This window comes from Niastella koreensis GR20-10, from assembly GCF_000246855.1.
GTDB lineage: Bacteria > Bacteroidota > Bacteroidia > Chitinophagales > Chitinophagaceae > Niastella > Niastella koreensis.
Window position 1 is genome coordinate 3724628 of the sequence record NC_016609.1, and the last position, 15512, is coordinate 3740139.

13 protein-coding genes are annotated in these 15512 nt (G+C 48.1%); all 13 read right to left on the reverse strand.

Annotated features, from left to right (window positions below; all coding sequences use genetic code 11):
• Positions 1 to 46: 46 nt before the first annotated feature.
• Positions 47 to 1480: an NADH-quinone oxidoreductase subunit N gene (locus NIAKO_RS14535; protein WP_014219203.1), complete on the reverse strand. Its 1434-nt coding sequence runs from the start codon at positions 1478 to 1480 to the stop codon at positions 47 to 49.
• 94 nt (positions 1481 to 1574) lie between these two features.
• A complete protein-coding gene (locus tag NIAKO_RS14540; protein ID WP_014219204.1) occupies positions 1575 to 3050 on the reverse strand; it encodes a complex I subunit 4 family protein in 1476 nt (491 codons plus the stop codon).
• Positions 3047 to 4930 carry an NADH-quinone oxidoreductase subunit L gene (nuoL, locus tag NIAKO_RS14545; RefSeq protein ID WP_014219205.1) on the reverse strand — a complete coding sequence of 628 codons (1884 nt, stop codon included), beginning with the start codon at positions 4928 to 4930 and terminating at the stop codon, positions 3047 to 3049. Before nuoL ends, NIAKO_RS14540 begins: the two co-directional genes overlap by 4 nt.
• Before the next feature lie 136 nt (positions 4931 to 5066).
• A complete protein-coding gene (nuoK, locus tag NIAKO_RS14550; protein WP_014219206.1) occupies positions 5067 to 5369 on the reverse strand; it encodes an NADH-quinone oxidoreductase subunit NuoK in 303 nt (100 codons plus the stop codon).
• Positions 5362 to 5958 carry an NADH-quinone oxidoreductase subunit J gene (nuoJ, locus tag NIAKO_RS14555; protein ID WP_014219207.1) on the reverse strand — a complete coding sequence of 199 codons (597 nt, stop codon included), beginning with the start codon at positions 5956 to 5958 and terminating at the stop codon, positions 5362 to 5364. Before nuoJ ends, nuoK begins: the two co-directional genes overlap by 8 nt.
• A gap of 199 nt (positions 5959 to 6157) precedes the next feature.
• Positions 6158 to 6673 carry an NADH-quinone oxidoreductase subunit NuoI gene (nuoI, locus tag NIAKO_RS38510; protein WP_014219208.1) on the reverse strand — a complete coding sequence of 172 codons (516 nt, stop codon included), beginning with the start codon at positions 6671 to 6673 and terminating at the stop codon, positions 6158 to 6160.
• Between the two features lie 12 nt (positions 6674 to 6685).
• Positions 6686 to 7648 carry an NADH-quinone oxidoreductase subunit NuoH gene (nuoH, locus tag NIAKO_RS38515; protein WP_014219209.1) on the reverse strand — a complete coding sequence of 321 codons (963 nt, stop codon included), beginning with the start codon at positions 7646 to 7648 and terminating at the stop codon, positions 6686 to 6688.
• 62 nt (positions 7649 to 7710) lie between these two features.
• Entirely contained in the window at positions 7711 to 10416 is a 2706-nt protein-coding gene (gene nuoG, locus NIAKO_RS14570) for an NADH-quinone oxidoreductase subunit NuoG (protein WP_014219210.1), read from the reverse strand.
• A 131-nt stretch (positions 10417 to 10547) separates the two neighbouring features.
• Positions 10548 to 11822: an NADH-quinone oxidoreductase subunit NuoF gene (nuoF, locus tag NIAKO_RS14575; protein ID WP_014219211.1), complete on the reverse strand. Its 1275-nt coding sequence runs from the start codon at positions 11820 to 11822 to the stop codon at positions 10548 to 10550.
• A gap of 7 nt (positions 11823 to 11829) precedes the next feature.
• Positions 11830 to 12375, reverse strand: a complete 546-nt coding sequence (gene nuoE / locus NIAKO_RS14580; protein ID WP_014219212.1) for an NADH-quinone oxidoreductase subunit NuoE — start codon at positions 12373 to 12375, stop codon at positions 11830 to 11832.
• A 178-nt stretch (positions 12376 to 12553) separates the two neighbouring features.
• Complete coding sequence (nuoC, locus tag NIAKO_RS14585; RefSeq protein ID WP_014219213.1) at positions 12554 to 14302, reverse strand: NADH-quinone oxidoreductase subunit C/D; 1749 nt, start codon at positions 14300 to 14302, stop codon at positions 12554 to 12556.
• A 6-nt stretch (positions 14303 to 14308) separates the two neighbouring features.
• Positions 14309 to 14947 (reverse strand): NADH-quinone oxidoreductase subunit B, encoded by a 639-nt coding sequence (locus NIAKO_RS14590; RefSeq protein WP_014219214.1) that lies wholly within the window; start codon positions 14945 to 14947, stop codon positions 14309 to 14311.
• Positions 14948 to 14979: 32 nt separating this feature from the next.
• Complete coding sequence (locus NIAKO_RS14595; protein ID WP_014219215.1) at positions 14980 to 15402, reverse strand: NADH-quinone oxidoreductase subunit A; 423 nt, start codon at positions 15400 to 15402, stop codon at positions 14980 to 14982.
• Positions 15403 to 15512: the final 110 nt, after the last annotated feature.

Sequence of the window (15512 nt, forward strand, 5' to 3'; positions counted from 1 at the left end):
TCGTAAGTTCAAAACCTAATAACCTAATAACCTAATAACTTTTTAATCAAAAACTCAAAAATGCTCTCACGTTTTCTACTATGAAACCTGGGTAAATCCCTAACCAGCCTAATAAACACATCAATATAACCAGTGAGGCATAGGTGGCTACGTAGAAAAATGGATGTAGTGTTCTTTCTTTTACCGGTGTTAATGGCGGTGTTGCAAATAGCGTACTGATAATACGCAGATAATAAAACAGCCCGATCACACTGGTCAATACCAGCACAATAACCAGTAACCACCGGTGTTGTTGCACCCCGGTTGTAAGGATAAAGAATTTGGCGGGAAATCCTGCTGTTAACGGTATGCCCGCCAGCGACAATAACGCAACGGTAAAGATGGCCGCCATTAACGGGCTGCGCCAGAACAAACCGCGGTACCCACCCAGGTCATCTGCATCTCTGCGGGTAGTTGATAATAAAGTAATGATGCCAAAAGCAGCTAACAGGGTAATGGAATAAGCCAGCAGATAAAATACCGCCGCGCCAACACCGGCATTGCCCGACAAAAACGCCACCAGCAGATAACCAAAATGCGCAATGGAGGAATAAGCCAGCAGGCGCTTTAGATTCTGTTGCATCAGGGCCAGAATGTTTCCTGCGAGCATACAGGCAATGGCGATGATGGTGAAGATGGTAACCGCCAGTGCATTTTGCTGTAAATGGATGGCATCTGCAAACCGGATCAAAACGGCAAAAACGCCAATCTTTGAAACCGTTGCAATAAATGCGGTCACCGGCGCCGGTGCCCCCTGGTACACATCGGCTGCCCATAAATGAAATGGCACCAAGGCCAGTTTAAAGCCAACGGCTACCAAAATCAATCCGATACCCATCACAAACAAAACCGACATCCCCGTTGTATCAATGGCCCGGGCGATGGCGGAGAACTCCATACTGCCCGTTTCCATATAGATCAATGCCATACCGAATAATAAAAAGGCCGACGACAAAGCCGCCAGCACCAGGTACTTCACGCCTGCTTCTACTGCATTGTTCCGGTTGCGCAAATACGCGATCAACGCATACAGGCTTACACTCAACAATTCCAACCCAATAAAAAAAGAAATGAAATGCCGGCTGATGGTCAGCACCGCGGAACCTAAGGTAGCCAGGAACAAGAGGATGTAATATTCCTTTGGGTTCTCTTCGCGTTCTTCAAAATAAATATAGGAAAGCAATCCAACCACCAATACCGAAAATATAATCAGCCCGGTAAACAGTGCGGCCAATCCATCTACCACCAGCAATGGCGGTATTTCGCGCGGCAACGTATCCCGTACATACCACATGGCGAACACCACACCACACATCATTAAAAAACCCGTTACCTGTATTACGGTATGGCTTTGCCTGAATGCGATCAGCAGGATCACTACGATTGCAGCCATAGCAAGTATGATAAAAGGAAGTAACGCTAAAAATTGTAAATATGTCATTTTATGAAGATTAACGTTATCAGTTCCAGGTTCCAAGTTCAGAGTTCAGAGTTCTGGAACTTGGAACCTGGAACTCTGAACTTGAAACTTTGAACTATAAACGAGCTACTTGTTCTACCACTCCGCTCACTATGTTAAATATTGGTTGGGGGTATAAACCAAGTAACACAATAGCTACCGTGAGGCAAGCCATAATAATCCATTCGCGGGCACTCAGATCGGCTGGAGGATCGGTGATGGTTTGGATCTGTCCGAAAAAAACTTTTTGCATAATACGCAGGGAATACAATGCCGACAGCACCAGGCCAAAGCTGGCAATGACCGATAACACCGGACTTACCTCAAAAGCTCCTAACAGGATGAGGAACTCGGCAATGAAACTTCCCAGGAAGGGCAAACCGAGTGAAGCCAATACAAACACCATCGCCAGCGCGCCCATATGCGGCATGGCCGTCCATAAACCACCCATTTGATTAATATCCCGGGTATGCAAGCGCTCTTTTAACATGCCGGCCAGCACAAACAGGGCGCCGGTACTTACGCCATGCGTAAGTAATTGCATTACCACACCTTGTAGCGCCAATTGCCGGAAAGCAAAAACACCCAGCAACACAAATCCCATATGGCTCACCGAGGTATACGCAATAAGCCGTTTCAGATCAGTTTGCGCATAGGCCAGCAACGCACCGTAAATAATGCCAACCACGCCCAGCAACATAGCCCACCACGCAATACCAGCTGCAGCCACAGGAAACAAGGGCAATACAAACCGGATGATGCCGTAAGCGCCGGTCTTTAAAAGCAATCCTGCCAGGATCAAACTGCCCGCCGTGGGCGCTTCGCTGTGCGCATCGGGTAGCCAACTGTGCAGCGGCACCATCGGCAGCTTGATTACAAAAGCGATCAAAAATCCCAGCATGATCCAACGGGCCGTAGCATCGTTGCCCATGGCCGTATTAAGCAACGCGAAATAGTCAAATGTATAATAGCCGCTGTTTTGCTGCCCATGAATAAAATACAGGGCGAGGATCGACAGCAGCATCAGCAGTCCGCCCGTTTGGGTAAAAATGAAAAATTTATACGCGGCATAGCGCCGGTTGAAGTCGCCCCAGATAGCAATCAGGAAATACATGGGCACCAGCATTACCTCCCAGAAGAAATAAAAGAGAAAAAGGTCCATGGCGACAAAAACGCCCGCAATGCCAGCCAGTGTCCATAACAAATTGAAGAAGTAAAACCCGGTTTTCTCCCGGATCTCATTCCAGGAACATAGCACGGCCAGGATGCCAAGCAGGGAAGTAAGCAGGATCATTACAAAACTGAGCCCATCCATAGCCAGGTGAAAACTGATGCCGAAAGCCGGGATCCAGTTCAGCTGATAATCGATGAGCCAGGTATTGCCGCTGCCCGCAACCGGTACATGTTGCATGTACCAGACAACAGGCAGCAGAAATGCAGCGATCACCGCAACCAGGGCCGTCCATTTACAGGCCAGTTGATTGCGTTGCGCCACCAGCCAGCAGGCAACGCCGCCCATCAACAATATGCTTATCATCCAAACCAGTATCATAACAACAATTGAAGCGTGATAATAAACAGGATCCCGGCCAGCACACCAATGATGTACATCCGCAGCGAGCCGTTTTGTGAAACCGAGAACCAGGTGTTCAATCGAATACCAGCCTGGGCAATGGCAGTGTACAGGCGGTCGATCACATCAGTTTTGTTGATCCGGGTTAAAAACAGGTATGGTTTTACAAAAACAATATTGTACAGCTGATCAAACTTCCAGCCACTGAATAAAAAATTGCGCGTTGCCGACAAACCAGGGGATTGCTGCCACCGCACACCTGTCTTTCCATAATACAGCACATAACCCAGGTACACACCCGACAATGTTACCAGCATAGCAATGGCCTGTAACAACCATTCAGCAGGTTCATTTTGTTTCATCACTGTTTGGGGCAATACTTTTTGTACCTGGTCGGAAAAAAGCGTGAGGTGAAACATATTATGCGGCCATTCAATAAAACCAGCTGTAATGGAGAAGAAAGCCAGGATGAGCAGCGGAATGATCATGCCCCGGCCGGGTTGTTCATGCACAGGTGTTCTCATGTCGCCCCAGAACACCACCAACACCAGCCGCGTGCTGTACAAGGCGGTGATAAATGCACCGGCCAGTGCTATGAGCCACAATACCGGGCTGCCACCGGCTGCACTCCAACTGTACCAGAGAATGGCATCCTTACTATAAAAACCGGCGCTCACCAATGGCAGAGCACTTAAGGCTGCAGCGCCAGCCAGAAATGTAAAAATCACTTCGGGCAGTCTTTTTCGCAATCCGCCCATCATAAAAATATTGTGTTCATGGTGCAGGGCCTCAATCACCACGCCGGCAGCCAGGAACAACAGGGCCTTGAAAAACGCGTGGGTTACAAAATGAAAGATTGCGGCACTCCAGGCACCTATGCCCAATGCCAGGAACATATAACCAATCTGGCTGATGGTGGAATAGGCCAGGATCCGTTTGATATCTGTTTGCGCCAGGGCGCTGCAACCCGCCACCAATAAAGTAATAGCACCTACGATCGCTACGATGGACATCGTTACAGGTGATAACAGGAATAATCCATTCAAACGCGCAATCAAATACACGCCTGCTGTAACCATGGTGGCTGCATGGATCAGGGCGCTCACCGGGGATGGACCGGCCATAGCATCGGGCAACCAGGTTTGTAACGGCAACTGCGCCGATTTACCCATGCCGCCAACTAATAATAATATGGTGATGAGGGTGATGTGTGAGCCGCCTGCCGCAAAATGCCCCGGCGCCTGTTGCAGAAGCGTTGCTATGTTCAACGAACCCAATTCCTTAAACAAGAGGAATAAACCGATCAGCAAGGCCGTATCGCCAATACGCGTAATTAAAAATGCTTTATTGGCTGCCCGGCAATTGGAAGGCACATCGTACCAGAACCCTATGAGTAAATAACTGCAAAGACCAACGCCCTCCCACCCGAGGTATAACAGCAACAGGTTATCGGCCATTACCAGTAACAACATAGAGCACACGAACAGGTTCATACAGGCAAAAAAACGGGCATAGTCGGCATCGCGCCACATAAAGAAGGTGGAATAAATATGGATCAGCGCGCCCACGAAAGTGATGATAAATATAAAAACGAGCGTTAACGCATCTACCCGCAGACTGATATCAACTGACAACGTTCCCACCCTGAACCAGGTCCATAACAATTGTTGCAAGGCTCCTCCGGACGGTGGCGTGTGCAGAAATGAAATACCCAACCCAATGACGATGATCGCCGCTATACATACCGTTCCCGCACCAATGGAGGCTATTATTGGTTTGGATAGCTTTTTTCCAAACAATGATAGTACTATAAAGCCAATTAGTGGTAATGTTGGTATATATACTAATAATTGGGACATAGTTGAAATGTTGACGGGTTGACAAGTTGACGAGTTGACAAGTTAACCAGGAAAGCAAACTCAAGAACTAACAAACTAAAGAACTCAATAACTTAATAACCTACGAACCTATAAACTTTGAACTTAAAACTTTGAACTAATCTCTTAACTCCTTTAGTCTATCCACATCCATTGTTTTATGCTGGTGATAGATCTGGAGCACAAGCGCCAGTCCTACTGATACTTCAGCTGCAGCCATTGCCAGGATAAACAGGAACATGACCTGCCCATCGGGTTGCTGCCATTTAGATCCGGCGGCTACAAAGGCCATTCCGGCAGCATTCAGCATGATCTCCACCGAGATCAGCATAAAGATCACATTCTTGCGGGTGAGCACACCGATCAGCCCCAGGCAAAACAATACGGCAGCCACCATTAATACCATTTTTGCGCTATTCATGTATTGCAGTTTGTTCGTTTTTGACGGTATTGGTTTTCCGGGTGCGTTTTGTTTTTTGATTATCGGACTTTCCATTTTGCAGGAAGCGGTGCAGCTCTTCCTTTTTGTGTTTACCAATATGTGCCGCACCAACGATCCCCGCCATCAGCAAAAAGCCGGTCAGCTCCACGGCAATGATATATTCGCCATATAAAGAAAGGGCTAACTTACGCGGTTCCACCACAGCTATTTTCATTACTTCCTCCCCATTTGAAAACAGCAATACGATCATTTCTATCAGCAATAACAACACGAGCGCCGCAGGCAGTACCCATACCTTTGGTTTCAACCACTCCCGCTCCTGCTGCGCAGTTTCCTTGCCCAGGTTCAGCATCATGACTACAAAAATGAACAACACAATAATGGCCCCGGCATAAACAATAACTTCCAGCGCCGCGACAAACGGAGCGCCCAGCGACAAAAAGACCATGCTTGAAGAGAAGAAGGAGACGGCGAGGTAGAGCAATGCGTGTACGGGGTGGTAACGCGTAATTACCATTATTGTGGACAATACTGCTATAATGGACGATATGTAGAATAATGTTGACAAGTTGATAGAGTTGATATGGTTGATAAAGTTGACCAGTTAACAAGTTGACGAGTTGACCAGGAAATACAAGTTTGTTAGCTTATTTGATTTTAAGTTATTAGGTTCTTAAGTTATTGGGTTTGTAAGTTTTTTTAAGGCACCCTGGCCAGGAACCGTTTGCCTGCCTGTCCCGACTTGTCGGGATTTGCCGATTCACGATTCACGGTAATAAGCTATGTACATCCACGGGCTTCTCTTCATTAGCCCCCTCGCCTTTTTTCTTTACACCTGCTTCTAAACCAGCCACACGGTAAAAATTATAACCCGGGTATTTTCCCTGGCTGTCGATCAACAGATCTTCTTTTTCAAACACCAGGTTCTGCCGGTTATAATCGGCCATTTCAAAATCGGGGATCAGTTGTATGGCGTAGGTTGGACAGGCATCTTCGCAAAAGCCACAAAAAATACAACGGGAGAAATTGATCCGGAAGAAATCTGGATAACGGCGGCCATTTTCATCTTCGGTAGCCTGTAAGGCAATACAATCTACCGGACAAGCCACGGCACATAAATAACAACCCACACACCGTTCGCCCCCATCTGGATCTTTTGTCAATACAATGCGGCCCCGGTAACGCGGATGCAGCTCCACTTTCTCCTCGGGATATTCTATCGTTTCCTTTTTACGGAACAGGTGTATGAACACCAACCACATGGTTCGTAAGTGACTTAGCATAACTTCTATTTTTTAGATTCGCGATTTCATCCACAACGCTATCGCCCCCGTAATCAGCACATTCGCCAGCACCAATGGCAACAAGATCTTCCAGCCATAGGTTACCAATTGATCGTAGCGCGGGCGGGGCAAAGAGGCCCTTAACAAAATGAACAGGCCGATAAAGAAAAACAACTTAATTATAAACCATATCAGCGGTGGCAGAAAGGAGGGGCCGAGCCAGCCACCGAAAAACAGCGTAACGATCATTGCCGAGATAAGGGTAATGCCCAGGTATTCGCCAATAAAGAACATCCCGAATTTCATCCCGGAATACTCGGCGTGGTAACCCGCAATCAATTCGCTTTCCGCTTCGGGAATGTCAAATGGCAGGCGGTGCGTTTCAGCCACACCCGCAATCAAAAAAATAATAAAGCCAACAGGCTGAGTCACCACATACCACAGATGCTGTTGCGCCATTACAATATCACCCAGGTTAAATGAGCCGGTCAACATTACCACCCCCATCAACGATAAACCCATAAATACTTCGTAGGCGATCATTTGTGAGGCGCCGCGCAAAGCGCCCAGTAACGCATATTTATTATTGGAAGCCCAGCCGCCTAACACAATGCTGTACACGCCCAGGGATGACATGGCGAGAAAAAAGAGGATACCGATGTTCAGATCGGCCACCACAATACCGGGTGCAAAGGGGATAATCACAAAACTCAACAACACACTGGCTACCACGATGGCGGGCGCGGTTACAAAGATCCATTTATCGGCAAAAGGCGGGATCCAGTCTTCCTTGAAAAATAATTTAAGCGTATCTGCCAGCACGATCAATATACCCAACGGTCCGGCACGGTTCGGTCCCAGCCGGTCCTGCCAAAGCGCCAGCAGGCGGCGTTCTACCCAGATCAACCCGGCCGCAATATTCAGCAGCACGAATAATACTCCTATTACAATCCATATTTGTTGAGTAGTGCTCATGATTCAAAGTTTCAGTTCCGGGTTCCGGGTTCCGAGTTCCAAGTTCCGAGTTCAAAGTTCTTTTAGCCCTTCAGTATACTAACATAACTATTCCAGTTCATCACCGGCATACCTGGCAAACCAGCCGGCATCAGCATCAATCCATTAGGTAAGGCGCGATCTATTTTAACCGGCAATTCATAAGCCTGCTCAAATACCCTGACGGCAATTGTTTGTCCATTGGTTACTCCAATACCTGCGGCATCAGCAGCGGACAAGGCTACGTAAGGTTCAGGCGACAATTCGCGAATGCCTTTTGAGCAGGCGCTCATTTCTTCCGATCCCAGCACATGGTATTGCGGAAACAACAACCATCTGTCGTTACGCACTACATAGGCTTCAGGAATATCTTTAAAATAAACAGGTACAGCATCCTTATAATAAGCAAACAGCAGCTTACCGGCCTGTTCGTTCTTTAAACTACCGCCAGGTTCCTGCTGGTATTTATTCACCGCCTGAATAGAGTTCCACCCTGGCCGCCAGAAGAACGGGATCAGCGGGGATGGCGGCATACCGGAATAGCCTTCCATGGTAAAAGTGAATGGCGAGTCATCATCCTGTTTTGGTTTGGGTTCGCTTACGGCCAGGTTCGATAGCATAGCTGTGCGCCCGCTGTAACGGTGGGGTTCACGCGGCAGCGCCTGTCCGTTGATACGAAAATCATGATGTGGTGCAGCATCTGCAATACCGGCAAACTGCGGCATCAACTGTTCTGTCTGCGCCAATACATCCTCAGGATGGCAGGCGCCCCCGATGGCTACATCAGCTTGTGCAGCCCGCATTTTCAACAACCATTTCCAGCTTTCCTGGATGGCGGTATGACCTGGCATAAACACCTGAAAAAACCGTTGCGCACGCCCTTCATAGTTTACCAGGGTGCCATCGCCTTCGGCGAAGGTGGCGGCTGGCATCAGGATATCGGCATGTTGGGTAGTAAGGGTATTTAATGAGTCGAGCACGATGCAATGCTGCACACTGTGAAAAAACAGATCGGCTACCAACGTGGGCACGTTCCGGTACAGATCATTTTCCAGCACAACAGCGGTTATATTACTTTCCCGGGTAGTACGCAAAACCGCGCTCTCAAAACTGAAGGCCTGCATCATGGCCAGCCCCATACTGTTGCACTCCGGCATTACATACGCAATGCGCGCCTCATTACCGGCGGTTTTACAGGCAATGGCAATATCAAATGCGGCGCGGATCAATGTTTCATTATAACAACTGGTACCGCTGATGATCACCGGACGTTTTGCCTGCTGCAAAAACACGGCAATGTCAATAACATTTGCCAGTGTATCTTCATCAACCAGCACCCGCGACAGCGATCCGTTTAACTGGTGGGCGATCGCAAAACCAAGCCGTGCCAGGTCGTCCGGTGCATTATGCTGTATACAGGTACTTATTTCATCAAGCGGCGAGGCGGTGATGGTGCAATTGGCGAGAAATCCTTTTTCTTCCTGTACGATTTCGTGAATGGCTGCATCGTGCCAGATGGGGATGCTTTGGTTATGTTCCATGGCATGATGCGCAGCAGTTTTCAGCACACTTTGGCGAACCGCCAGCGCCATTACCGGGGCGGTGTTCCAGATGTCTTCACCCAACACCAGGATAGCATCTGCCTGTTCTATATCGTGCAGGGAAGCAGATTGTACGGCACCGGTTTGCAGTACTTCCACTATGCGCCGTTGAATAAATCCCACATTATCGCTGATGCCCTGGTAAAAATTTTCTTTACCCACCAGTTGCATCAATGCGGTATTGCTTTCTACAGAGGCACGCGGTGACCCAATGCCTATCAGCGTATGACCGGCCAGTAATTTTCTCATGTGACCCATCAATGTAACTTCGTCCACTGCTTCCACTGCCTGGCCACGGATAAGCGGCTGCGTAATCCGGTTCTCACTGTTTACAAATTCATACCCAAACCGGCCACGATCGCACAGGAAATAACCATTCACCTGGCTGTTGAACCGGTTGGTGATGCAACGCACCTGTTCATACCGTTCGCCGGCAATAGTATTACAGCCCACACTGCAATGCTGGCAAACCGAAGGCGCCGTAGTGAGGTCCCATTTGCGGGTATAATGTTCCCGCAGGGTTTTATCGGTAAAAACACCTGTTGGACAAACTTCCGCCAGGTTTCCGCTGAACGGACTTTGCAACACTCCATCCTGTTCGCGGCCAAAATAAACATGGTTGTGCGCTGCAAAAACATTCAGGTCATTACCGCCGGCATAGTCGTGGTAATAACGAACACAGCGATAACACTGGATACAGCGGTTCATTTCATGGTGAATGAACGGGCCCAGGTATTGATTGGTATATGTTCTTTTTTTGAAATGGTAGCGGCGGTAATCGTGGCCCGTCATCACCGTCATATCCTGCAGGTGGCAACTGCCGCCTTCATCACAAACCGGGCAATCGTGCGGGTGATTGGTCATCAGCCATTCTATCACCTGGCTGCGAAACGCTTTGGCGGTTTTATCAGCTACAGATACCCGCAAACCGTCTTTTATATTTTCCATGCAACTCATCATCAGCTTGCCATGGGTATCGTTCTCATCTTTATAAACCTTTACGGCGCATTGCCTGCAGGCGCCCACACTGCCCAATGCCGGATGCCAGCAGAAATACGGCAGGTCGATACCTAACCCAAGACAAGCTTCCAACAAGTTTTTTCCTTGCTTTACTTCGTAGCTTTTGTTATCTATAAAGATTGTAGACATAGCTTCTTTAGTTCAGAGTTCCGAGTTCAGAGTTCCGAGTTCAGAGTTCCGAGTTCAGAGTTCAGAGTTCAGAGTTCAGAGTTCAAAGTTTAAAGTTTCAGGGTTTCCCCCTGTAACCTGCAACAGCTTCTTTAATCATATGGGCACCTATGCATAGAAATATGCTTCTCAAAATCATCTCTGAAATACTTCAACGCGCTTTGCAGGGGTTCCATAGCGCCAGGCGCCAGGGCACAAAAAGTATTTCCGGGCCCCAACATTTGCGTATGCATTTCCAACAATTCCATATCCTGTCCGGTGCCAGTTCCCAGTTCCAGGCTTAACAACATTTTTTCTACCCAGGGTAATCCTTCGCGGCAGGGCGTACATAAGCCACAACTTTCCTGCGCAAAAAAATGTTGCAGGTTGTGTACAAAACCAACAGGACAGGTAGCATCGTCCAGCACTACCATGGTGCCGGTGCCCAGCCGGCTTCCGGTTTTTTGTACGTCGGTAAAATCCATTTTCACATCGAGGTGATCGGCAGTCAAAAAATCTGTAGAGGCGCCCCCCGGCAACACGCCTTTTAACCGATAACCATTCTTCATCCCACCAGCATGTTCTTCAATCAATTCGCGAATGGTTACGCCCATCGGCAGTTCCCAGCAACCCGGGTTGTTCACCTTTCCACTAACCCCGTATAATTTAGTACCGCTGTCGGCACTCTGGCTTAATCCCCTGAACCAGCTGACGCCATTGTTCACTATATGCGGAATATTACAAAGCGTTTCTACATTGTTCACGATGGTTGGCTTGCCATACAGGCCACTTAATTGCGGATAAGGCGGCTTGGCCCTTGGCGTGGCCCTTTTTCCTTCCAATGCATTCAACAACGCGGTTTCTTCGCCACACATATAGCGGCCCACCCCCGTATGCAAATGCATTTCCAGGCTGAACCTGCTCCCCAGGATATTCTTCCCCAGCAAACCGGCTACATAGGCTTCATGAATGCTCTTACGTAACAACTGGGCGGCCTTCTTATACGCCCAACGTAAAAATATAAACGACACTTCCGCCTGGATGGCATAGGCCGCCAGGATCATGCCTTCAATCAATTGGTGTGGATTACCCTCCAGCAGCAACCGGTCTTTAAAAGTGCCCGGCTCCATTTCATCGGCATTGGCAATCAGGTATTTTGGATGTGGGGCATGCTCATCCATAGGCACCACGCCCCATTTTATACCGGTACTGAAACCAGCGCCGCCCCGGCCTTTCAATCCGCTGTCCTTCACCAGCTGCTGCACTTCCATGGGCGTCATACCGCCCAGCGCTTTTCGCAGGGCTGCATAACCGCCCGTCATTTCATATTCCCTGAGATCGAATGGCGGACAACCGGGATGGATAAATTGTGTGAGCGGACGTTCCATAGCTGTTTCAGGTGTATTGTTTTAAAATTCGTTCCAACATATCAACGGTTAAGTCTTTATACAAATCATTATCGATCATCAGCGCCGGTGCATGATCGCAGCAGCCCAAACAGGCATTGGGTAACAGTGTAAAGCACTGGTCGCTGGTGGTTTCGCCAAATTGGATATGCAGTTTTTCCTGCAGGGCTTTATAGATTTCGCCATATTTCATTACATAACACGAAATACTGTCACACACCAGGATCACATGCCGCCCAACCGGCTTGCGGAAAATGAGGTTATAAAAAGTGGCCACACTGTCTACTTCAGCCGGACTCATTTGTAAATAAGCGGCAATGGCGCTTACGCTTTCATCACTGATCCATCCACGCTGATGCTGAACAATCTTCAATGCTTCAATAACGGCAGCGCTTTTGTGCGGCACCAGGCTTACCTCATGATCAATAAACTGGCGTTCGAGGTCGGTCAGGTACTCAGGGGCCTGATAACCTTCTGCATATTTTGCAGCGTTATTTTTTTTTGAAGCTTCTTTATTTATTTTTTGCGATATCATATTATTATTCGTGAATCGGCAATCGTGAATTGGCAAATCCCGACAAGTCGGGACAGGCAGGCAGGCAGGCAAACGGTTCGCGTCCAGGTTACCTTTCTATCAGTTACAAACCCAATAACTTAAGAACTAACAAACTGTATTTTCCCTGTTAACTTATCAACCCTGTCACCTTATCAACTCAACGATCTATATCAGCCAAAACAAAATCAATACTTCCCAGAATACTCAACAGATCACTAACCGTATACCCTTTACTGATATACGGCACCATTTGCATATGGGGGAATGACGGGGTGCGGATGCGCACACGGTAGGCCGCCGTATTGCCATCACTGATGCAGTAATAACTGTTGGCCCCCTTGGTCGCCTCGATACAACTCATGGCTTCACCGGCCGGGATCACCGGCCCCCAGCTCACATTCAGAAAGTGTGTGATGAGGGTTTCAATATCCTCCATGGTGAATTTCTTTAAGGGTGGTGTGGTAAGCGGATGGCTCGATTTATAATCCCCTGTTGGCATATTCAGCAAACACTGTTCTACAATACGCAGGCTTTGCCGCATTTCTTCTACCCGCACCAGTGCACGATCGTAACAATCGCCATGTTGAGCAGTGGGAATATCAAATTCAAACCGTTCATAGCCGCTGTACGGACGCTTTTTGCGAAAATCCCATTCAAACCCACAGGCCCTTAACCCCGGTCCCGTAACGCCCCACTCTATGGCTTCTTCCAAAGTATATATACCGATACCCCTGGTGCGCGCTTTAAAAAGACTGTTGCGGATCACCATTTTCTCATACTCTTTGATCTTCGGCGGAAAGTAGTCGATAAAATGCTGCACCAGGCGTTGCCAGCCATGGGGCAGGTCCTGCGCCACGCCGCCAATGCGGAACCAGTTGGGATGCATGCGGCCACCACAAATAGCTTCAATGATGTCGAATATTTTTTCGCGGTCGGTGAACATGTAAAACACGGGCGACAATTGCCCCAGGTCCTGGGCAAAAGTGCCAAACCAAACGAGGTGACTGGCAATGCGAAACAGCTCGCACAACATAACGCGGATGTAGATGGCCCTGTCTGGCAGCTCGATGCCGGCCAGTTTTTCAACCGACAATAAATAAGCGAGGTTATTCATAACGCCGCCCAGGTAGTCCACACGATCGGTGTAAGGGATGTACGTATGCCAGCTCTGGCGTTCGGCCATTTTCTCGGCGCCGCGGTGATGGAAACCTATTTCGGGCACAGCATCTACAATATCCTCCCCATTCAATTGCAGAATAATACGTAGCACGCCATGGGTGCCGGGGTGTTGCGGACCAATGTTCAGGAACATAAAATCGGCATCATCGCCATGTTCCTGCAGGCCCCACTCTTCGGGCTTGAACCGGAGCGCTTCCTGTTCGCGGGTTTCCATTTCCTCGCTCAGGCGGAAAGGACCCATTTCGGTTGCCCGTGCCGGATGATCCTTGCGCAAAGGATGTCCCACCCAGGTAAGCGGCATTAAAATGCGGGTTAAATGCGGATGTCCGTTGAAGCGGATGCCAAACATATCATACACCTCACGTTCGTACCAGTTGGCATTTTTAAATAACGCAGTGATAGAATATAGGGAAGGGTACTCGCCACGTAATGCTACTTTGAGCATGATAAAATCATTCCGCTCAAACGAGAACAATACATAGACTACGGTAAAATCGGCCGTGGGAAGGCCATTGAATCGATTCCGGTTGCGCTCATCGATGCCAAACAGATCGTACAGCATTTTATACGGCCGGGATATTCCTGTTTTCAGAAATTCCAGCACCCGTACAATATTCTCCTGCGACACCCACCAGGTGAGCACCTCATCAACCGTTTTCTGCTGATACTGAATATCAGCACCCGTACCCTGTTGCAGTTCGTGCAATATGACATCAGGTTCATCCATAACACCTCATATTTCATCAACCCCTTTAAAGTTTATCATATTCATCCTTTCTTCCCGTTTCTGTTCTTTCATGGAAGAAAGTTGCGGTTTGATAACGCCCTGCTCGCCGATTACCCAGCTTAAAGGACGTTTTTCTTTTCCTACAGAATCGGCCAGCAGCATCAGACCCTGGATAAACGCATCGGGCCGGGGCGGACAGCCGGGCACATATACATCAACCGGTAAAAATTTATCAACGCCCTGCACTACACTATATATATCGTACATGCCTCCGCTGTTGGCGCAACTGCCCATCGAGATCACCCAGCGGGGTTCCATCATTTGATCATGTAATCGTTTTATAATAGGCACCATTTTTATAAACACAGTACCCGCAATTACCATTACATCTGCTTCGCGCGGCGTGCCCCTGATCACCTCAGCGCCAAAACGCGCCACATCATATTTACTGGTGATGGCGGTAGCCATTTCAACAAAACAACAACTCAATCCAAAATGAAAAGGCCACATGGAATTTTTCCTTCCCCACGCCAGCAGGCTTTGCACGGAGGTAAGCATAATACTCTGACTAACGGCTTCTTCCATGCTGCCGTTACCGGATATATTACCTGATGAATCATTCGTTTTACTTAACCACCATTTCATATTTATGGTTTTTCTTCAAACTATAAACTGCATCAACTTGTCAACTCTCTATACTTCCTAAGAATCTTTCTACCATCAACCCCTATATCCAACGCCCCTATCCCCCACTCATAAATTAATACTACTACCAGCTGACCAATAAAGATGGCCACGCCGGCATAGCCAAACCAGCCGAGTTCGTAAAAGCCCAGCGCCCATAAAATAATGAACACGGCTTCTACATCAAAAATTACAAATAACATGGCAACGAGGTAAAACTGAGCAGAAAAACGAAGGCGTGCAGAACCGGTTTGTTCTATCCCTCCTTCGTATGGCTTACTGGTAGCGCGGTCGTGGTGATGTTGACCTAAAAGATAAGAAAGAAAAAGAATGGCTATAAGCAGGATGAAGACGATCCCTGCATATAATAGCAACGGCCATAATTGATGATTACTATGGATTTCATTTCCAGGCATAACATAATAATTCCACGGCAGGCGTAAACGACTTGCATAAACGTCCCCCACATTAAATAAAACCAACGGCACAGGCCATACTGCCCCAATAGTACGATCAAAAAAGGGTT

Bases quoted from the DNA above. Each gene is read 5' to 3' on its own strand.
- NIAKO_RS14535 (WP_014219203.1), bottom strand. From the start codon at position 1,480: ATGACATATTTACAATTTTTAGCGTTACTTCCTTTTATCATACTTGCT.
- NIAKO_RS14540 (WP_014219204.1), bottom strand. From the start codon at position 3,050: ATGATACTGGTTTGGATGATAAGCATATTGTTGATGGGCGGCGTTGCC.
- nuoL (WP_014219205.1), bottom strand. From the start codon at position 4,930: ATGTCCCAATTATTAGTATATATACCAACATTACCACTAATTGGCTTT.
- nuoK (WP_014219206.1), bottom strand. From the start codon at position 5,369: ATGAATAGCGCAAAAATGGTATTAATGGTGGCTGCCGTATTGTTTTGC.
- nuoI (WP_014219208.1), bottom strand. From the start codon at position 6,673: ATGCTAAGTCACTTACGAACCATGTGGTTGGTGTTCATACACCTGTTC.
- nuoH (WP_014219209.1), bottom strand. From the start codon at position 7,648: ATGAGCACTACTCAACAAATATGGATTGTAATAGGAGTATTATTCGTG.
- nuoG (WP_014219210.1), bottom strand. From the start codon at position 10,416: ATGTCTACAATCTTTATAGATAACAAAAGCTACGAAGTAAAGCAAGGA.
- nuoF (WP_014219211.1), bottom strand. From the start codon at position 11,822: ATGGAACGTCCGCTCACACAATTTATCCATCCCGGTTGTCCGCCATTC.
- nuoE (WP_014219212.1), bottom strand. From the start codon at position 12,375: ATGATATCGCAAAAAATAAATAAAGAAGCTTCAAAAAAAAATAACGCT.
- nuoC (WP_014219213.1), bottom strand. From the start codon at position 14,302: ATGGATGAACCTGATGTCATATTGCACGAACTGCAACAGGGTACGGGT.
- NIAKO_RS14590 (WP_014219214.1), bottom strand. From the start codon at position 14,947: ATGAAATGGTGGTTAAGTAAAACGAATGATTCATCAGGTAATATATCC.
- NIAKO_RS14595 (WP_014219215.1), bottom strand. From the start codon at position 15,402: ATGCCTGGAAATGAAATCCATAGTAATCATCAATTATGGCCGTTGCTA.